The organism is Jiangella alba, from assembly GCF_900106035.1.
In the GTDB taxonomy this organism is placed as follows: domain Bacteria; phylum Actinomycetota; class Actinomycetes; order Jiangellales; family Jiangellaceae; genus Jiangella; species Jiangella alba.
In genome coordinates this window covers 1,290,340-1,309,829 of sequence record NZ_FNUC01000003.1, presented here as the reverse complement: position 1 = coordinate 1,309,829, position 19,490 = coordinate 1,290,340, and the positions used below count along the sequence as shown (strand labels likewise).

Below are 19,490 nucleotides of genomic sequence, written 5' to 3'. Positions count from 1 at the left end.
CGGATGTGTGCCGAGGTCAGTAGGCTGTGCCGGTGCCCCTACTCCCGTCCCTGGCTGCCGCTGCCTTGCTCCTGGGGGCACCCGCCGAGCCGCCTGCCGGCACCGTCGACGCGATGATCGAGCAGTTGCGCGCCGACCCGATCCTGGTGGAACCGTCCATGGCCATGGGCGACTCCGCCGCGGCGCACGACCTGCTCACCGAGGCCGCCGAGGACGCCGGCGTGCCGGTGTACGTCGTGCTGGCCGACACCCCGACCGACCTCGCCGGCACCGACTCGGTGTCGGAGCAGGCGGCCGCGCTGTTCCGCGCCGAGCTCGGCGACGGGCTCTACCACGTCGAGTTCCGCGAGGGCATCGCCTACACCCGGTCGTGGGGCGGCGGCGAGCTCGACGAGGCCTACACCGCGCCGGTCGCGTTCGCGATCGAACGGGCCGAGTCGAACGCGGCGGGCGAGTACCCGCGCGCGTCGGCGCTGTTCGAGGCGGTGCTGACGGTGCGCTGGGCGGCCGCGCCCCTGGACGAGCTGCCCGACTCCCTCGTCGACGACTACGCGGCCCAGCCGTGGGCGTTCGTCGCCGAGACCGACTACGACCGCGCCGACAAGGCGGCCGGCCGCTGGGTGGCGCTGCTCGCCACGACGTTCGGGCTGCTGGTCGCCGGGGCGATCATCACGCCGGTCGTGCTCCGGGCCAAGCCCGCGACCGGCCGGGGCGCCGCGGGACGGCGGTCCGGGTCGGCGAGTGTGTCGGTGCCCGCCCGTAGGGTGGGCCCCACCCGGGCCGGGCGGGCCATGCCTACCACGTCCGCGGTGCCCGGCGGCGTCGCCGCCACGGCCACGCGGCAGCTCGACGACGCGCGGCGTCGGCTGGCCGGGCTGTCGCCGGAGCAGCTGACCTCACCCGCCGGCACGGCCGCGGCCGACGCCGTCGAGGCGGGCGACCTCGTGCTCGCCACCGGCGACCCGCTCGACGCGGTCGGTGCGACGGTGCTGGCGGCGGTCGCCGTCCGCGAGACCGAGCGGGCCACGGCGCCGAAGCGCGATCCGTACCGGCCGTGCTTCATCAACCCCCTGCACGGCGAGGCGCGCGCCACCGTCCGCATCGACGGCTCGTCCATCGACGCGCCGGTGTGCCGCGACTGCAGCCGCACCCAGGACCGGTTCCTGGCGGTCCGTCGGCGGCTGCGCGGCTGGGCGCCGTACGTCGAGACGTCCACCGTGTGGGCCCGGACCGGGTTCGGCGCGCTGGTCGGCGACCTCGCCGCCCAGGTCCTCGACGATCGGAGCGCGCGCCGATGAGACGGTGGATCGCGGGACTGCTGATCACGCTGGTCGTCGCGGCCGGCGGCGGCGCCCTCGCCTGGTGGCTGGCGACGCCCGACGTCGTGCCGGAGCGGCCGGTGCCCGAGCGGGCGCGGGCCGCGGCGGACGTGCTCGGCGACGCGCACGTCTACGTCGACCCGAGCGCCGCGGACACGTACACCGACGCCGAGCTGGCCCAGCTGGAGGCGGCGGCCGCCGCGTCCGACCCGCAGGTCTTCGTCGTCGTGTGGCCGGCCACCCGCGAGGCCGGCTACGGCTCGCCGTCCGACGTGCTGCATCGCATCGGCGACCTCACCGGACGGCACGGGCTGTACATTCAGGTCGACCCCGGCGTGGAGCTCTACACCAGCGACGTCGGCATCGAGGGCGAGCATTACTCCATCTACTCCGCAGTCGACGATACGACGCAGACCGAGGCGGCGGCGGTGCTGCAGGCGATCGACGAGAACGACGGGCGGGAGTACGAGGTGGGCGAGGACACCGGCAGCCACTACTGGGGCGGCACCGGCGGCACCATCGCCGCCGGCCTGCTCATCGGCGGCTTCAGCGGCGTCGGCGCGGGACTGCTCGGGCTGGGCGTGTGGGCGTTCGCGCGGCATCGGAGGGCGGCGGCGGCATGAGCGACGTCGCCTACGAGCCCGACGCGGCGGCCATCGCGGCCGACCTCGCCGACGACGGCGTGCACGTCGACCCGTCCCTCGCCGAGTACTTGTCCGCGGAGCAGCTGTCCGAGCTGACCGCTCTGGTCGACGACGCCGCCCAGCCGGTGTTCGTGCTGGTCGTGCCGCTGAGATACGACTCCGATGTGTCCGGCAACCAGCTGGTGTCGCTGGTCCACAACCAGTTCGACGAGGACGGCGTCTACTTCGTCGCGCAGCACTCCGGGTCGGACGAGTGGCGGGTCGAGTCGACCAAGTACAACGCGGTGACGAACAACGAGGACGCGCTGGCCACATACGTCGCCGGCGACAAGTACCCGAGCGACCTCGGGCTCCAGGTCATCGAGACCGTCAAGGTCTTCGCCAGCGGCGAGGCCGAGCAGCAGTACGAAGAGCAGTTCCCGGAGCGGACCGAGACGGGCACGAGCACCGGCGACGACTCGTCGCAGGTCCTCGGGATGGATCCGCCGGTCGCGATCGGCCTCGGCATCGCGCTGGCCGTCGTCGTCGCCGCGATCCTGCTGCGGCGGCGTAGGCCGCGCGGCGAGGTCGCGCTGAAGCGGCGGGCGCTGCGCCGCATCTCGTCGGCGCAGACCCGCGACTGGCGGCGCCGGGCCGAGACCGAGACCGCCGCGCTGGGCGAGCGCATCCAGGCGCTGGAGATCGAGCACGGCGACGACGGCGCCACCTGGGCGGCCGCGCTGGACCACTACCAGGCGGCGACGGCGATCCTGGACCGCTCCGAGGCGGCGGCCGACTCGATCGGCGCCCTGGTGCTGGCCCGCCGCGGCGACGACGCGCTCAGCGCCGCCGCCGACGGCCGGTCGTGGACGCCCGCGGCGGCCTGCTTCTTCAACCCCCTGCACGGCCCGGCGACGACGAAGGCCTCGTGGAAGACCTCGGCGGGAACGCGCGACGTGCCCTGCTGCGGCGCCTGCCGTCGCGACCTCGGGAAGCGGCGCGAACCGGAGATCCTCGACCTCCCCACCGGCGACACCGTCGTCCACTACATGGACGCCGGCGTCGAGCCCTGGGCCTCGACCGGGTTCGGCGCGCTCGCCCCCGACCTGCTGGACCGCCTGCAGGAGCGGCCGCGCTGACGCCGGGACGAGGCGGGACCCGCCGACCCCGCCCAGCGGGGGCTGTCCCGGCGGGTTGACACCAACGCCAACCGTTGGCGCTCTTGTCACCGCGCCACGCACCAACACCCCCGGACCGGCGGGGCGCCGGACGCTAGGTGGTCGTCAGCGTCAGCTCGAACGTGTACATCGACGCCCGGTAGAGGTGCGCGCCGTACTCGACGGCGCGGCCGGTCTCGTCGTAGGCGATGCGGGTCATGGTGAGCAGCGGCGCGCCGGAGTGCTCGCCGAGCAGCCGCGCCTCCGCCGCCCGCGCCGCCCGTCCGCCGATGGTCTGGGTGGCGATCTTGAGGTTGACGCCGGCGGCGCGGATGACGGCGTACAGGCCGGTCCGTTCCAGCGACTCGGCGTCGAGCCGGACGATGGCCGTGGGCACGTAGTTGCTCATGATCGACAGCGGCTCGTCGCCGGTGAAGCGCAGCCGGCGGACGGCGTAGACGGTGTCGCCGGCGGCCAGGCCGAGCGCCTCGGCCACCACCTCGCTCGGCTCCTGCACCTCGAACGACAGAATCTCGGTGTGCGGGTGCTTGCCGGCCGCGGTGAGGTCGTCGTACAGGCTGGACAGCTCGACCGGGCGGCGCACCTTGGGCTGCACCACCTGGGTGCCGACGCCGCGCTTGCGCACCAGCAGGCCGCGGTCGACGAGGTACTCGATGGCGCGGCGCATGGTCGGGCGGGACAGACCGAGCTGGTCGGCCAGCTGGATCTCGTTGTCGAGCCGGGTGCCGGGCGGATACGCGCCGGACTCGATCAGCTGCTCCAGATGTTGCGCCACCTGGAAGTACAGCGGCACCGGACTGGTGCGGTCGACCACGAGCTCCGGGATCCCCTCGGTCACGCCGTACCCCCTCGCCTCGCTGCTGCGTACGTCAGTATGTTAGGACATTTATGGCGCGGCTCGTGTGACCGGTCACCTGAGGTCCCAGTGAGGTCACAGCTCACAGAAGGTCTAGACCTCATCAGGAAGTCATGACAATCTGACAGCCGGACATCGAGGTTCGGTTGCTCTGGAGGGATCGATGAGGATCAACACCGGGCTCGGCGGCACGGCCGGCCTGCTCGCGGCGGCGCTCGTCCTGGCGGCGTGCGGTGGCGACGACGACGGCGGAGGCTCCGCGGGCGGCGACCCCTCGCAGAACGCCGAGGCCACCGAGGTCACACTGACCATCACCGACAACGCCATCGCCGGCGGCAAGAACTCCGAAGGCGCGGCGTGGATCACCGACTACGTGATCCCCGAGTTCACCGCCATGCAGGAGGAGAAGGGCGTCGACGTCACCGTCGAGTTCGAGGAGAACGGCGTCGACGACGAGGACTACAAGACCAAGATCGCCCTCGACCTGCAGTCCGGCGGTGGCGGCGACATCATCAGCATCGACGGCATCTGGACCGGCGAGTTCGCCGAGGCCGGCTACATCACCCCGCTCACCGACGTCGCGGGCGACGCCGTCGACGACTGGGACGGCTGGGACCAGATCCCGGACGCCGTCCAGCAGGCGATGTCGTTCGACGGCCAGGCCTACGGCATCCCTGTCGGCACCGACGGCCGCGTCATCTACTTCAACAAGGACCTGTTCGCGCAGGCCGGGCTACCGGAGGACTGGCAGCCCACCAGCTGGGACGAGATCCTGGAGGCCGCGCGGGCGCTCAAGCAGCTCGACGGCGTCACCCCGCTGCAGATCAACGCCGGCGTCCCGATGGGCGAGGCGACGACGATGCAGGGCTTCCTGCCGCTGCTGGCCGGCACCGGCGAGCAGGTCTGGGCCGACGACACCTGGACCGGCGCGACCGACGGCGTCACCGAGGTGCTCGACTTCTACGGCCAGGTCTACGGCGACGAAGCGCTCGGCGACCCGCTGCTGCAGCAGGAGGCCCAGGGCCGCGACACCTCCTTCCAGCTGTTCGCGTCCGGCCAGCTGGGCATGCTGATCGAGAGCGACTACCTGTGGCGTTCGGTCATCAACCCCGACGGCGGCATCGCGCCGATGGCGAACCGCGACGAGGTCGTCGGCTGGGCGAAGATCCCGGCCCGCGAGCCCGGCGCCGGCCTGAACGGCCAGGACTTCGTCAGCATGTCCGGCGGCACCGGCCGCGTCATCAACCCGAACACCGAGTTCCCGCAGCAGGCGTGGGAGCTGCTCGCGTTCATGAACTCGCCCGAGGCGTTCGAGGCGCTGATCAGCACCGCCGGCGCGCGCATCACCCCGCGCGACGACGTCAACGCGCAGGCCCTGGCCGGCGACCCGCTGATGGAGTTCATCGCCTCGGACGTGCTGCCGATCACGGCCTACCGCCCGGCGCTCGCGATCTACCCGCAGGTGTCGGTGGCGCTGCAGAACGCCACCGCGGCGGTGGCGTCCGGCACGTCCGCCGAGGACGCGGCGTCGGCCTACCAGAGCGAACTGGAGGGCATCGTCGGTGACGACGGTTCCATCGCCGACTGACGTCGACCCGGCGGGCGCGCCCTCTCCGGAGGGTCGTGCCCGCCGGGCCCGCGCGGTCGACGACGGTGACGCCGCCGGGCTCGGGCGCTGGCGGGCCACCGGGTTCGTCGCGCCGGCACTGCTGGTCGTCGCGGTCTTCCTGGTCTTCCCGGCGATCTGGACGCTCTACCTGGGGCTGACCAACTGGCGGCTGACCGGCATCGCCGCGGCCGAGCCGGAGTTCGTCGGCACCGAGAACTACACCGACGCGCTGAGCGACCCGGCGTTCCGCAACTCGCTGATGCTGACGCTGGCGTTCGTGTTCTTCTCCGCGATCATCGGGCAGTCGATCCTCGGCTTCGCGCTGGCGTGGACGGCGCGCCGCCTGCGGCCCGCCGTGCGCTCGGTGCTCGAGACCGTGGTCCTGTTGGCGTGGATCATCCCGGCGTCGGTCGTCGCGTTCCTGTGGCTGGCGCTGCTGGACCGGCGCGAGGGCACGTTGAACGCGCTGCTCGGCACCGACGGCACGGCGTGGCTGCTCGAGTACCCGATGCAGTCGATCATCGTCTTCAACATCTGGAACGGCACCGCGTTCTCGATGCTGCTGTTCAGCTCGGCGCTGGCGTCGGTGCCGCCGTCGCAGTTCGAGACGGCGAAGATGGCCGGCGCCGGCACCTTCGCGACGCTGCGCGACGTCGTCCTGCCGAACATCCGCGGCCACATCCTCACCAACACGCTGCTGATCACGCTGTGGACGTTCAACGTGTTCGCGCCGTACCTGATCACCGCGGGCGGGCCGCAGGGACGCACCGAGATCCTCGGCATCTACATCTACCGGGTGGCGCTGCGCGACGGCGCGCTCGGTGAGGGCGCCGCACTCTCGCTGATCATGATCATCATCAACCTGATCGTGGCGTCGGTGTACCTGCGACTGCTGAGGGAGCGCCGGTCATGACGGTTCGTGAGGCGCTGGGAACCGTCGGCAGGTACGTGTTCATCGGCTTCGTGTTCGTGTTCTTCGCGCTGCCGCTGCTGTGGCTGCTGACGGCGCCGTTCGACGCCGCGCCGTCGGTGCAGGTGTCGCTGCCGGACTTCACGCTGGAGAACTTCCGCACGCTGTGGGACAACCCGTACGCGATGCGGTCGCTCGGCAACTCCGTGATCATCGCAGCCGGGACGATGGCGATCACGCTCGTGCTGGCCGCGCTGGCGTCGTACGCGCTGTCCCGGGTCCGCATCCCCGGCCGCGACACGCTGCTCTACCTGCTGCTCCTGCTGTCGTCGATCGTCACCGGGACGGCGGCCATGGTGCCGACGTTCCTGCTGATGACGGAGCTGGGGCTGATCGACCGGCAGCTCGGCGTCGTGCTGGTGCTGACCGGCGGGCTGCTGCCGACGGCGATCTTCATCCTGAAGGACTTCATGGACTCGACGCCGCGCTCCTACGAGGAGTCGGCGCGGGTGTTCGGCGCGTCGTCGCTGCAGATCCTGCGGCACGTCGTGGTCCCGATCGCGCGGCCCGGGCTGGCCACGATCGCCGTCTGGGCCGTGGTGCAGGTGTGGGGCAACTTCCTGGTGCCGTTCATCCTGCTCCGCTCCCCCGACCGGCAGCCGGCCGCCGTCGTCATGTTCACCTTCTACACCGAGGGCGGGCAGCCCAACCTCGCCCTGATCTCCACGTTCTCCCTGCTCTTCTCCATACCGGTGGTGCTCATGTACCTGTTCGTGAACCGCCGGTACGGCTTCCGCTTCCACGGAGGGATCAAGCGCTGATGGCGGCGATCACCACGCACGAACTGGTCAAGGAGTACCCGGGCGGCGTCCGCGCCGTCGACGGGCTCGACCTCACCATCGAGGACGGCGAGTTCTTCGCGCTGCTCGGCCCGTCCGGCTGCGGCAAGACGACACTGCTGCGCACGATCGCCGGGCTGGAGACGGCGACGGCCGGCGGCCTGTCCATCGGGTCGCGGGACGTGACGACGCTGCCGCCCGGCGAGCGCCGCGTCGCGATGGTGTTCCAGGACTACGCGCTGTTCCCGCACATGACCGTCGCGGACAACATCGCCTACCCGCTGAAGATCCAGAAGGTGGACCGGTCGTCGCGGCTGGCCACCGCCGAAGACGTCGCTGCCGGGCTGTCCCTGGGCGGGCTGACGGCGCGCCGGCCCGGCCAGCTGTCCGGCGGGCAGCAGCAGCGCGTGGCCCTCGCGCGCGCCGTCGCCAGCAAGCCCGACGTGTTCCTGTTCGACGAGCCGCTGTCGAACCTCGACGCGCGGCTGCGGCTGGAGGCGCGGACGTTCCTCAAGCGGCTGCAGGGCGACCTCGGCGTCACCACCGTCTTCGTCACGCACGACCAGGCGGAGGCGCTCGCGCTGGCCGACCGCATCGCGATCATGCGGTCGGGCAAGATCCAGCAGGTCGGGTCTCCGCGCGACGTGTTCCGCCGGCCCGCCAACACGTTCGTCGCCGGGTTCGTCGGGTCGACCCCGATGAACCTGCACCCGGGCGTCGTCGCGGGGTCGTCCGTACGAGTGGCCGGTGCGGCGCTGCCGCTGCCGCCCGGGGTCTCGGGCCTGTCCGACGGCGCGGAGGTGATCTGGGGCGGGCGGCCTGAGTACCTGCGCTGGTCGGCGTCGGCCGTGCCGGACGCCATCGGCGGCACTGTCACCGTCGTCGAGAACCTCGGCGCGTCGGTGCTGGTCACCGTCGAGGCCGGGGACGGCCTGCCGGTGCAGGTCGTCGTCGACGAGGACGAGGAGCCGACGCCCGGCACGCCCGGCTGGGTCGCCGTCCGGCCGGACCGGACGCTGCTGTTCGACGCCGAGACGGAGCAGCTGCTGGAGCCGGTGGCGGCCGCGGCATGACGGAGCTGCTGTCGCGGCGGCTGTTCCCGGCGGACCGGGCCTCGTCGCCGTACCTGTCCGTGCCGTTCGAGGTGCCGGCGGGGACGTCGTCGGTGCACGTCGTCCTCTCCTATTCCGGCGAGGGCGCGGTGGTCGACCTCGGCTGCTCCGGCGCGGCGGGCTGGCGTGGCTGGTCCGGTGGCGCGCGGCGCCGGTTCACCGTCACGCCGTCCGCCGCGACGCCCGGGTACGTGGCCGGTGAGCTGGAGCCGGGCGAGTGGTCGGTCGTGCTCGGGCTGTACCGGGTGCCGGAGGCGGGGGTGCCGGTGTCGGTGACCGTCGTGCTGGACGACCCGTCGTCGCCGCTGGACCCGGAGCCCGAGGGGCCGCCGGTGCCCGCCCGCCCGCCGCGGCGCGCGCTGCCGGCCGACGCCGGGCTGACGTGGCTGGCCTGCGACTTCCACGCCCACACGCTGCACTCCGACGGCTCGCTGCCGATCGCCGGCCTGGCCGCCCTGGCCGTCGAGGCGGGCCTCGACGTACTCGCCGTCACCGACCACAACACCGTGGCGCACCACGCCGCGCTGCCGTCGGTGGGGTCGCGGTACGGGCTGACGCTGCTGCCCGGCCAGGAGGTGACGACCGACCGCGGTCACGCGAACGCGTTCGGCCCCATCCCCTGGGTCGACTTCCGCCGGCCGCCGTCGACCTGGGTCTCCTCCGTCGCCGAGGCCGGCGGGCTGCTGTCGATCAACCACCCGCTGTCCGGCGACTGTGCGTGGCATCATCCGCTGGACGTGCGGCCGCCGCTGGCGGAGATCTTCCACCACACGTGGATGGCGCACGAGTGGACCGGGCCGCTGGCGTGGTGGACGGCGTGGGGGCTGTCGACGGTGCCGATCGGCGGGTCGGACTTCCACTCCCCGGCCGACGGGCGCCCGATCGGTCGCCCGGTCACCTGGGTCGCCGCGGCGTCGCCCTCCGTTCCGGACGTGCTGGACGCGTTGCGGGCCGGGCGGACGTCGCTCTCGTGGGACGTGTCGGCGCCGGCCCTGCTGCGGGTGGACGGCGAACTGGTCGCGGTGGGTGGGGACGGACTGTTGCTCGCGGACGTGTGGGGGCGGCGGCAGGTGGTCCGGGGCGAGCTGGCCCGCTTCCCCGGCGCCGAGGGCCCGCACCGCCTCGAGACCCCCCGCTCCGCCGCCGTCGTCGCCGTGACCCCCTAGCCGGCGGCCTCCCGGTAAGCGGCGGTCAGCAGTTCCAGCAGCCCGGCGACGTCGTCGGTCCGGACGTAGTTGCCGGCGCCGATCTCGCCCGGGTACCGCTCGTCCAACAGGCGCAGAGTGTCCGGCGCCACCTGGAGGAACACCGAGCGGAACGGCGAGACGTAGCCGCCGTTCTCGTTCCACAGCGTGACCAGTCCCCGTCGCTGGCCGCGCAGGTGCACCCGGAGGGTCCAACGGTCTCGGCCCGCCGCCGTGTGGAGGGTGGCGAGCCCGCCAGTCTCCAGCTCGATCGCCCAGGCCAGCAACTGCTGGAGCAGCGGCCGGCGGTCCGGCGCGACGGTGTCGATGGCGGTCGCGAACACTCCCGGCCCGTCGGTCACCGCCGGCTCCGGCGCCAGGGCGCGGGCCGGCATCGGCTGGGCGATGGCCCGCTCCGGCTCGATCAGCTGCGGGACCAGCACCCGCCGCCCGCCGACGTCGTACGCCGTCACCGTGACGAGGTCGAGGTCGAGCCGCTCGTTGCTGACGTCCTGCAGGTAGCCGACCAGCTCGATCAGGTCGGCCGGCGCCTCGTCGATGACCACGACGCAGCGCAGCCGGCCCTCGTCCAATGCCGCCGAGAGAGCCGCACGGAAGGCGGCGTCGTCGAACGCCGGGTTCGCCGTGGCGACCGCCGCGCCGGCGTCGATCGAGTCGAGCCGACGCTTGGCAAGATGTGGCGCGAGCAGCGCCTCGAACCCCGCCGTGTCGAGGCGACGCAGGTGGGCGGCGTAGCCGAGCACCTGGGTCAGGACCGCCCGCCGGTCGGTGTTCGACGCCAGCTTGATCTCCACGACCACCGGACGTCCGGTCGCCGCCTCGACCGCGACGAGGTCGGCGTAACCGGAGCCGCATCGGACCTCGCGGCCGAGGACGGCCAGCTGCGGGGCTCCGGCCAGCGGCAGCATGCCCGGCTCGGCCTCGATGAGATCGTGCAGTTCCTGCTCGAGGGCGAACCGCGTGGGCTCGAGCGCCACCCACCGGCCGTCTCTCTGAGACCAGATGCCGGGCATGGCCCCACCGTAGCGAGGCCGCCGGACGATCGGGCCGGATCGAGCCCCAGCGCGCCGCCGTCAGGAAGGCCGCGGCGAGAGGCCGTGGCGGAAGACGCGGACGAGGGTGTCGGTGGCTTTGTGGCGGGGCAGGGTGCCGGCGGACACGGACTCGGCCGTGACGTAGATGAGGGAGTACATGACGCCGATGACGAAGGTGGGGTCGATGGCCGGGTCGAGGTCGCCGGAGGACTGGGCGGCGCGGATGAGGTCGGGGAGGGTGTCGTCGTCGCTGTCGTCCCAGTGCGGGTTGCCCTCGAACCGGTCCGGGTCGCTGAACAGGAACAGGACATGATCGGCGAGGTCGACGATGGCGCCCATGATGTTCTCGATCGTCTCGATGGGGGCGGACGAGGCAGCGACCGCGGCGCCCCAGGCCTCGCCAAGCCGGGCCTGCGAGTCGATGAGCAGGGCGTCGACGAGGGACTGGCGCTCCGGGAAGTAGCGGTGCAGGGTGCTGCGGCTGACCTCGGCGCGGTCGGCGATGTCGCCGAGGGACGCGGAGAAGTCGCGGGCCCAGAGGGCGACCGCGGCGTCGAGGATGGCGCGCCGGGTGCGCTGGCGTACGCCGGTGTCGGTCGTCGTCACGCTCCCTTATATTACACAGCCCCACCATAATAGAACACCGAACCTTGAGAATGAGACATCAGTGTGTCATTCTGGCGGCATGACGGACGATCGACCGACCCCGGACCTTCCGACGAGCGCCAAGGTCCGCCTGCTCTGGGGGTACGCGCGCCCGCACAAGCGCATCCTGATCATCGGCCTGCTGCTGGGGCTGGTCGCGACCGGCGCCGAGCTGGTCACCCCGCTGGTGACGAAGAGCGTCCTCGACGGCCTGGAGCTGGACGAGTCGCTGCGCGGGCCGGTGACGTTGCTGGCGGTGCTGCTGGTCGCCGGCGCGGCGGTCGAGCTGATCCAGGCGATCCTGCTGGGCACGCTGGCCGAGCGCATCATCCTGGCCGCGCGGACGGGCATGGTGCGGCACCTGCTGCGAACGAAGGTGACGGAGCTGGGGTCGCGCAGCCCGGGCGAGATGGTCACGCGCGTCACGTCCGACACCATGCTGATCCGCGAGGCCACGACGTCGAGCATCGTGAACGGGGTCAACGGGCTGGTGGGGCTGGTCGGCGCGCTGGCGCTGATGGCCTACCTCGACCTCGTGCTGCTGGGGACGACGCTGGGCGTCATCGTCGTGGTCTCGATCCTGGCCGGGCTACTGATGCCGCGGCTGGCGAAGGCGCAGCAGGAGGCCCAGGAGGAGATGGGGGCGCTGGGCGGACGGCTCGAGGGCGTCCTGCGCGCGCTGCGCACCGTCAAGGCGGCCCGGGCCGAGGCCCGCGAGACCGCCCGCATCGGCCACCACGCGGAGCGGTCGGCGGAGAAGAGCATCCGCGCGGTCCGGCTCGAGGCGTGGGCGTGGACGATCACCGGCGGCGGCATCAACCTCGCGGTCATGCTGATCCTCGGCGTCGGCGCCTACCGGGTCGCGGCCGGCGACATGACGGTGACGACGCTGGTCGCGTTCCTGCTCTACGCGTTCCAGCTGATGATGCCGGTCATGCTGCTGACGATGAGCCTGACGTCGGTGCAGTCCGGCCTCGCGGCGGCCGCCCGCATCGGCGAGATCGACGCCATGGCGACGGAGTCCGACGAGCCGGCGGCGGGCCCGGCGGCGGGGACGACGGCGGCCGGCGCCGCGCTGGAGCTGCGCGACGTCGAGTACCGCTACTCCCCCGAGTCCGCGCCGGCGCTCGACGGCGTCAGCCTGACGATCCCGCGGCACGGGCACACCGCGATCATCGGGCCGTCCGGCGCCGGCAAGACGACGGTCTTCTCGCTGCTGCTGAAGTTCCTGCAGCCGCAGCACGGCGAGATCGTGCTCGACGGCCGCCCGTTCGCCGAATGGCGGCTGTCCGACCTGCGCAGCCGCATCGCCTACGTCGAGCAGGACACCCCGCTGGTGCCCGGCACGCTGCGCGAGAACCTGAGCTACGCCGCACCGGAGGCCACCGACGACGAGCTGTGGGCGGCGCTCGCGACGGTCCGGCTGGACCACCGGGTCCACGACCTCGACGACGGCCTCGACACCGTACTGTCCCCGACGACGATGTCGGGCGGCGAGCGGCAGCGGGTCGCGCTGGCCCGCGCCCTGGTGACCGACGCCGAACTGCTGCTGCTCGACGAGGCGACGGCGCAGCTGGACGGCCTCAGCGAGGCGGCAGTCGCCGAGGGCATCCGCCGCCAGGCCGCCACCGGCGCCGTCGTGACCATCGCGCACCGGCTGTCGACCGTCATCGACGCCGACCAGATCGTGCTGCTGGAGGCCGGCCGGGTCCGCGCCGTCGGCACCCACGAGCAGCTGCTCGGCGCCGACGAGCTCTACCGCGAGCTGGTCGCGGCGCTGCGCATCGCCACCCCCGAACCGGAGGCGGTCACGACACCGACCGCCTGACCCCGGCCGCGGGTCAAGATCGCGCCCACCTATGCTCGAACGACCACATGTCCGGCAACTTCACCAACTGTCATACCTTGTGGCCTTCGAGTAGAGAGCGCACTTCGTGAATCGACGACGCACGTTCGCCGTCGCCGTCGCCGCAGCGGCCCTGACCGGGCTGCTCGGCACGGCTCCCGCCACCGCCACCGACACCCCCGCCGCGGCCCCGGCCGACCCGGACCGGGCCGCCGCCGTCGACGCCTTCCAGCGGGCGTTCCCGGGCGTCGGCGACACCGAGGCGCTGCGCCGCATCGACGCCGAGGACGAGCGGGTCGCGCTGCTCGAGCAGCTGGCCGAGCAGTCGCCGGACACCTACGGCGGCGCCTGGTACGACGGCGCCACCGACACCCAGCACCTGCTGTCGACGACGCCGGCGGCCGCCGCCGGGTTCACCGAGGCCGCCGCCGGCCGCGGCATCGACGTCGCGACCCATGACGCCGACTTCAGCCTGGCCACGCTGCTGGCCGAGCGCGACCGCGTCAACGACGGCGCCCACCCGGACGTCCCCGCGGGCGCCACGGCCGGCGTCGACCTGAAGGGCAACCGGGTCGTCGTCGAGCTGCCGCTGCGCACGCTGTCCGCCGTGCGCGCGGGCGACGTCACGCTGCCGGCCACCATGCGGGCCACGGCGCAGCGGCCGCGCACCAACGGCGCCGAGGCCTGCAACAGCCTGTACCGGTGCGGCCGCCCGCTGCGCGCCGGCGTCGAGCTGTGGCGCGGCCCGGACAAGAACTACTTCTGCTCGGTCGGGTTCACCGCCGACTCCACCACGAACAGCCGCAAGTGGGTGCTCACGGCCGGTCACTGCGGCGCCCTCGACAGCCAGTGGGGTCACGGCACCCAGGCGATCGGCCCGATGCGGGCCCGCTACAACAGCGGCGACGTCGACGCGGCGGCCATCCGCATCGACAACACCTACTGGCTGGAGAACGCCACGTGGGGCTGGCTGTATCACGAGAACGCCACCAACCAGCGGCTCCCCGTGACCGGGCGCATCACGTCGGAGACCAGCATGCAGCCCGGTCAGACGGTGTGCATCGCGGCGCGATCGACCGTCTCGGGCATCCGCTGCGGCGTGCTCGGCGACGTCAACGACCCCGAGGGCCGCAACATGGCCCGCGTCGACGGCATCGACACCTGCCCCGGCGACAGCGGCGGCGCCTGGTACCGCTACACGAGCACCGGCCGCACCGCCTACGGCATCCACTGGGGCGGCAAGATCCAGCCGTCGACCTGCCACGGCGAGGACGTGTCGCTGTTCAGCACGCTGCCCGACATCACCGAGCACATCGGCGTGATCGTGCACACGCGCTAGGAGACCCGGATCGTCGCGATCTCCCACGGCCCGAGCTCGACGTCGACGCGGTCGCCGTCCACGGGGAGCGGCTCGAGCGCCCGGCCCAGCAGGTCGGTGCGCCAGGCCGTGACGAACGCCCCGGTGACGGTGGCCGTCGTCGGCGCGGCGGACATGGCGACCAGCCGCAGCTCGGTCTCGTCGCCGCGCGACCGGATCGACGACGCGACGACGCCGGGCCCGCTCACGCCCAGCCCCGACGACGGCGGCGGCAGCTCGCCACCCGCGGCGGCCAGCCCCGGCACCACCTGCGCGTCGTGGCGGAACTCCTCGGCCAGCCGGGGCGCCGACGCCGGTCCCCAGCCGCCGGCCCGCGGCACGACCGCCAGCCGCGCCCGCACCGGCACACCGACGTACTGCGCGCCGGGCACCGGGAACTCCGACCCGGCCGGCTCGTCGCGCAGCGGGTGCAGGTTGACGCTCATCCAGCCGACCGCGCGCAGCAGCGTCACCGCCAGCTCCGCGCCGTCGCCGGCCAGCTCGTACTCGGTGACGTGGTCGAGCAGCACGGTCGCGGGGCCCGCGGACACGAACGCCGACGCCGGGAACGTCGGCAGCGGGTACTCGCCCCAGCCGCCCTCCGACGTCAGCCCGCGCGCCGTCACCGCGAACTGCCCGTCGGCCGCCGACTCGGTGACCGGCGCCGGCAGCGGCACGTGCAGCCGCACCCGGTGGTCGCGGGCCGGGTTGACGAACGAGACGTCGAGCCGGACGAACGGCTCGCCGGTCCGCAGCTCGACCAGGGTCGTCACCTCGACCGGCACGGTCTCGGCGGCGCGCACGTCGAGGTCGGCGGACAGCGACACCGGCCAGTCGTAGCGGCGCACCACCCGCAGCACGCCGCGCAGCGGGCCGCCCTCCTCGACGGAGACGCGCACCGACGACGGGGTGCCGACCAGCACGTCGCCTGCCGGCGGGCCGTAGTTGTAGCTGTCGCCGCGGTCGCCGCCGGACACCAGCCGGCCGACGCCGCTCAGCTCGGTGCCGTCGGCGCCGCGCACCGTCAGGGTGCCGTCGTCGGCGACGTCGACCCGGACGGCGGCCGAGGTCAGCGACCGGTCCGTCACCTCGACGGCGGACGCGCGCGGCACGGCGGCGGCGTCCTGCGACGTCCGCACCGCGACCTGCCCGGACGCGTCCAGCGGGACCGCGGCCAGCACCCGGCGGCGCTGCTGCGCGATCGTGCGCACCCGCCACTCACCCGAGGCCTCGGCGGCGGCCGCGGCCAGCTCGGCCCGCAGCGCCGCGAGGTCGAACTCCGGCGTCGACGGCACCCGCGCGACCGCGAAGTCCAGCGTGCCCGGCGCGACGGTGTACGACTCGATCTGCTGGCCGAACAGCTCGCGGCCGTGGATGCGCCGGATCACCTTGTCGAGGTCTGCGGCGGCCAGCTTCTCGTCGCCCAGCACGGTCTCGGACCGGCTCAGCTCCTGCACCGGCAGCGCGGTGCCGTCGGGCAGCGACGCGGTGACCGGCCGGTCGGTCTCCGGCGCCGGGACGTCCAGCTCGGCCAGCACGGTGCGCGGCCACGGGACGGTGTTGACGACGGCGTGCGCGTCGGCCGGCACCCGCGCGGCGACCGACCGGAGCACCGCGGTGCGCACGGCGCGCCCGGCCTGCTCGGCCTCGGCCAGCCGGGCCGCGACCTGGGCGGCGGTCTCGTCGACGCCGCAACCGGTGACGGAGTCGTGCGCCGTGGACTCGACGATCTTCCGCCAGGCCAGCAGGAACGCCTCGCGGTAGTCGGCGGCCGGCTGGAACTGCGCGGCCAGCGCCTCGGCCTCGCCGACGACGCGCTCGGCGCGGGCCATGGCCTGCTTGAGCCCGACCCGGATCGAGATGACGCCGGGCAGGATGTTGCCGCGCGCGTGGCTGCGCAGCTCGCCGACCACGACCGGCAGGCTCGGGTCGCCGGGCCGGAACCGGGTGACGTACTCGGCCAGCCCGGCCACCGTCAGCCCGGCGCCGCCGGGACCGCGGACGAGGTCCATGAGGTCCGGTCGCGGCGCGGAGTGGTCGGTGCCGAGCATGCCGAGCACCGGGTCGGCGCCGAACCACGAGCGGGTCTCCGCCCGGTAGGCGTCCACGGCCGAACCCAGCCGGGACGGGATCGCGAACAGGTCCAGCGCGTTGCCGTAGCCGTCGAACAGGTACTCCACCCGCACCGAGCTGCCGTCCGGAGCCTCCCAGCGGAACCCGTGGCTGGTCAGGGCACCCGGGGCGCCGCGCCACAGGGCGGCGTGCTCGATGCCGGCCCGGGCCAGGATCTGCGGCACCTGGGCGGTGTGGCCGAACATGTCGGGCAGGTAGCCCACCGGCATCGCCCCGCCCAGCGCCTCGGCGCCCTGCCAGCCGAGCTCCAGGTTGCGCACGATGGTCTCGCCGGAGCACAGGAACTCGTCCAGCAGGATGTACCAGGGCCCGACCGACAGCCGGCCCTGCCGGACCAGCTCGGCGACGCGGTGCCGGTTCTCCGGCCGCAGTTCCAGGTAGTCGTCCACGGCGGCGAACTGGCCGTCGAGGGTGAAGCGGAAGTCCGGATCGGCCTCGGCCCGCGCGATGACGTCGTCGAGGACGTCGGCCAGCTTCAGCCGGAACACCTGGAACGGCTCGTACCACTCGCGGTCCCAGTGGGTGTGCGGTACGAGGACGATCTCGGGCTCGGTCACGCGCGTGCCGCCTCCCCGCCGACCGGCTCGTCGCCGGCCAGCAACCGGATGATCCGCTGGCTGGTCAGGATGTCCGCACGGCCCTCGGCGACCCCGGCCCGCGGCCGCTCGCCCGCCGTCACCATGCGGTGGAAGTCTGCCAGTTCGTTCTCGAACGGCTCGCCGGTGGAGGTGAACACCGAGCGGACCTCGCCGCCCGCCGCCGCCCCCGCCGGTGCCGCCTCGACCACCTCGAGCCGGGTCGGGTTGTTCAGCACGTACGGCGTCCCGAACGTCACCCGCAGCGAGCCGCTGCCGTGGTGCACCGTCAGCGTCTCGGTGTACGCCGGATAGTCGGGCAGGTAGTGCCAGCTCATCCGGGCCCTCACGGCGCCGGGCAGCTCGCCGGTGACCTCGACGGAGCGATCGCCCCACGTCCGGGCGCCATCGACGGTGACCAGCCCGCCGAACACCGCGCGCAGCAGCGACGTGTCGTGCACCAGGCTGCCCAGGACGACGTTCGCGTACAGCTCGCGCAGCCGCGGCGACGTGTCTGCGCCCAGCGCGGCGTCCAGCAGCCGCCCGGACTCCGCGGCCAGCCGGCTGACGGCGTCGGGGTCGACGTCGCTGGGCGCCGGGCGCAGGTTGGCGAAGGCCAGCTGCGACTCACCCGTCGGGTGCAGCACCTCGACCTCGACGGCGCGCACGTCGTCGATGCCGGCCAGCCGCTCGCTCAGCTGCCAGACGGCCTCGTCGTGCTCCTTCATGTACGCCAGCAGCAGCGCCGGCCGGCCCAGCTCGCGCTCGGCCTCGGCCAGCGCGTCGGCCTCGGCGGCGGTGTACGTCAGCGGCTTCTCGCAGAAGACGGCGACACCGGCCCGCAGCGCCCGCAGCGCGACGTCGCCGTGCGAGCCGGAGGTCAGCAGGACGACGCCCTCGGCGCCGCTCTGCTCGATCATCGTGGCGGCGTCGGCGTAGCGGCGCTCCTCGGGGACGCCGTACTGCTCGCCGACGGCGGTGCGCAGCGACGGCGCGAGGTCGCAGACCGCGACCAGCTCGAACAGGTCCCAGCGACGGGCGATCAGCGGCAGGTGGACGGACTGCGCGACGGCGCCGAGGCCGGCGACGGCCAGCCGGACGCGGTCGCTCACGGCAGCCACCGGCGCAGCGCCTCGCGGTTGGCGCGCTGGTCGTCGATGACCCGCTCCGGCGGGTCGGACGGCGACGGCACGACGTCCTGCTCGACCACCAGCCAGCCGTCGAAGTCGCTCTCGAACACCGCGTCCATGAAGCCGTCGAGGTCGAGGTCGCCGGCGCCCAGCTCGACGAACGCGCGCCGCTCCCAGACGTCGCGCATGCCGCCCTTCTCGCGCAGCACCTGGTCGAGCACGGCGGTGCGGGCGTCCTTGAGGTGCAGGTGGTTGATCCGCGAGCCCCAGCGCCGCCAGCCCTCGACCGGGTCGCCGCCGCCGATGAGCAGGTGGCCGCTGTCGAAGGTCAGGCCGACGTCGGTGCGGGCCAGGAACTCGTCGATCTCGGCGGGCGTTTCGACATACGTGCAGGCGTGGTGGTGGAACGTGGGCTCCAGACCGGCGGCGCGCACCCGCGCGGCGGCGGTCTCGACGTTGCGCGCCAGCCGCCCCCAGCCGGCGTCGTCGAGCGCCAGTCCCGGCGCCGCGCCGCCCGGGTTGGCGCGGCGCAGGTCGCTGCCCATGTCGGCCAGCGTCGGCAGCGGCGTGCGGGCCGGGTCCAGCTCGGCCGCCGCCACGAAGATCTCCAGCGCGTCGTCGAGGCCGGGCAGCGCCGCCCGGAACGCGTCGTCGTCGGTGAACGGCAGGTCGACCCACCCGCCCACCAGCACCAGGTCGTGCTCGCGCAGCCTGCGGCGCAGCTCCTCGCCGCGCCCGAGCCAGCCCACCGGGCCGAGGTCGACACCGTCGTACCCCAGGTCGCGCAGCGGGCGGAGAATCTCCTCCGGATCGGGCAGCGGCTGGTCCGCCGTCAGCTCGAAGACGCCGAAGCTCACCGGTGCCCCGGCAATGCCCTTCATCGCCACCATTCCCCAATCGTCGGCGCTGACTTTGTCCTGACAACAGTACGTACAGTCAGCCTGCCATGTCCTGCGGGGTCCGCGATACCGGCACGGCGGGCGCCGCGGCCTGTCTTTATCATGAGATTTCTCTCCTGCACAGAGGGCCCCGGAATCTTTGTGGGGTCTCGTGCGTTGTGAACGTATGTTCGTTGATCGTGCGGGTACGGTCCGGACGCCGACTCGACACCGAGGGGGA

Annotated in this window: 16 protein-coding genes; 10 read left to right on the top strand and 6 right to left on the bottom strand. The window is 73.3% G+C overall.

Annotation, left to right across the window (positions count from 1 at the left end):
* Positions 1-32 precede the first annotated feature (32 nt).
* The 3 genes from BLV02_RS36395 to BLV02_RS08540 are packed head-to-tail and all read left to right on the top strand — an operon-like array spanning position 33 to position 3,081.
* Positions 33-1,298, top strand: a complete 1,266-nt coding sequence (locus BLV02_RS36395) for a hypothetical protein (protein WP_176986519.1) — start codon at positions 33-35, stop codon at positions 1,296-1,298.
* Entirely contained in the window at positions 1,295-1,942 is a 648-nt protein-coding gene (locus BLV02_RS08545; protein ID WP_074946235.1) for a hypothetical protein, read from the top strand. The genes BLV02_RS36395 and BLV02_RS08545 overlap by 4 nt, the downstream gene beginning before the upstream one ends.
* A complete protein-coding gene (locus tag BLV02_RS08540) occupies positions 1,939-3,081 on the top strand; it encodes a hypothetical protein (protein ID WP_141711525.1) in 1,143 nt (380 codons plus the stop codon). The genes BLV02_RS08545 and BLV02_RS08540 overlap by 4 nt, the downstream gene beginning before the upstream one ends.
* Before the next feature lie 133 nt (positions 3,082-3,214).
* Here BLV02_RS08540 and BLV02_RS08535 read toward each other — a convergent pair whose 3' ends face one another.
* Positions 3,215-3,958 carry a GntR family transcriptional regulator gene (locus BLV02_RS08535; RefSeq protein ID WP_069110916.1) on the bottom strand — a complete coding sequence of 248 codons (744 nt, stop codon included), beginning with the start codon at positions 3,956-3,958 and terminating at the stop codon, positions 3,215-3,217.
* 181 nt (positions 3,959-4,139) lie between these two features.
* Here BLV02_RS08535 and BLV02_RS08530 point away from each other — a divergent pair, with 181 nt between their 5' ends.
* The 5 genes from BLV02_RS08530 to BLV02_RS08510 are packed head-to-tail and all read left to right on the top strand — an operon-like array spanning position 4,140 to position 9,612.
* Positions 4,140-5,564: an extracellular solute-binding protein gene (locus tag BLV02_RS08530; RefSeq protein WP_069110917.1), complete on the top strand. Its 1,425-nt coding sequence runs from the start codon at positions 4,140-4,142 to the stop codon at positions 5,562-5,564.
* Entirely contained in the window at positions 5,539-6,498 is a 960-nt protein-coding gene (locus BLV02_RS08525) for a carbohydrate ABC transporter permease (protein ID WP_083288518.1), read from the top strand. Before BLV02_RS08530 ends, BLV02_RS08525 begins: the two co-directional genes overlap by 26 nt.
* Entirely contained in the window at positions 6,495-7,316 is an 822-nt protein-coding gene (locus tag BLV02_RS08520; protein ID WP_069110918.1) for a carbohydrate ABC transporter permease, read from the top strand. Before BLV02_RS08525 ends, BLV02_RS08520 begins: the two co-directional genes overlap by 4 nt.
* On the top strand, positions 7,316-8,407 hold the full coding sequence (locus tag BLV02_RS08515; RefSeq protein WP_069110919.1) for an ABC transporter ATP-binding protein: 1,092 nt from the start codon (positions 7,316-7,318) through the stop codon (positions 8,405-8,407). The genes BLV02_RS08520 and BLV02_RS08515 overlap by 1 nt, the downstream gene beginning before the upstream one ends.
* Entirely contained in the window at positions 8,404-9,612 is a 1,209-nt protein-coding gene (locus tag BLV02_RS08510) for a CehA/McbA family metallohydrolase (RefSeq protein WP_069110920.1), read from the top strand. Before BLV02_RS08515 ends, BLV02_RS08510 begins: the two co-directional genes overlap by 4 nt.
* Here the strand turns inward: BLV02_RS08510 and BLV02_RS08505 are convergent.
* The gene (locus BLV02_RS08505; protein ID WP_074946233.1) at positions 9,609-10,664 is read right to left on the bottom strand and encodes a PDDEXK family nuclease; all 1,056 of its coding nucleotides are present in this window, start codon (positions 10,662-10,664) and stop codon (positions 9,609-9,611) included. The two genes, BLV02_RS08510 and BLV02_RS08505, sit on opposite strands and share 4 nt — an antisense overlap.
* A 60-nt stretch (positions 10,665-10,724) precedes the next feature.
* A complete protein-coding gene (locus tag BLV02_RS08500; RefSeq protein WP_069110922.1) occupies positions 10,725-11,291 on the bottom strand; it encodes a TetR/AcrR family transcriptional regulator in 567 nt (188 codons plus the stop codon).
* A 79-nt stretch (positions 11,292-11,370) separates the two neighbouring features.
* Here BLV02_RS08500 and BLV02_RS08495 point away from each other — a divergent pair, with 79 nt between their 5' ends.
* Positions 11,371-13,158: an ABC transporter ATP-binding protein gene (locus tag BLV02_RS08495; protein WP_069110923.1), complete on the top strand. Its 1,788-nt coding sequence runs from the start codon at positions 11,371-11,373 to the stop codon at positions 13,156-13,158.
* A 106-nt stretch (positions 13,159-13,264) separates the two neighbouring features.
* Positions 13,265-14,515 (top strand): S1 family peptidase, encoded by a 1,251-nt coding sequence (locus tag BLV02_RS08490; RefSeq protein ID WP_069110924.1) that lies wholly within the window; start codon positions 13,265-13,267, stop codon positions 14,513-14,515.
* On the opposite strand, the gene BLV02_RS08485 is transcribed toward BLV02_RS08490, so the two are convergent.
* Genes BLV02_RS08485 through BLV02_RS08475 form a run of 3 tightly spaced genes read right to left on the bottom strand, consistent with a single transcriptional unit; the run spans position 14,512 to position 19,261 of the window.
* Complete coding sequence (locus BLV02_RS08485) at positions 14,512-17,223, bottom strand: glycoside hydrolase family 38 N-terminal domain-containing protein (RefSeq protein ID WP_171906716.1); 2,712 nt, start codon at positions 17,221-17,223, stop codon at positions 14,512-14,514. The two genes, BLV02_RS08490 and BLV02_RS08485, sit on opposite strands and share 4 nt — an antisense overlap.
* Positions 17,220-18,353 carry a Gfo/Idh/MocA family protein gene (locus BLV02_RS08480; RefSeq protein WP_216094151.1) on the bottom strand — a complete coding sequence of 378 codons (1,134 nt, stop codon included), beginning with the start codon at positions 18,351-18,353 and terminating at the stop codon, positions 17,220-17,222. The genes BLV02_RS08485 and BLV02_RS08480 overlap by 4 nt, the downstream gene beginning before the upstream one ends.
* On the bottom strand, positions 18,350-19,261 hold the full coding sequence (locus tag BLV02_RS08475) for a sugar phosphate isomerase/epimerase family protein (RefSeq protein WP_216094152.1): 912 nt from the start codon (positions 19,259-19,261) through the stop codon (positions 18,350-18,352). Before BLV02_RS08475 ends, BLV02_RS08480 begins: the two co-directional genes overlap by 4 nt.
* Positions 19,262-19,490 lie beyond the last annotated feature (229 nt).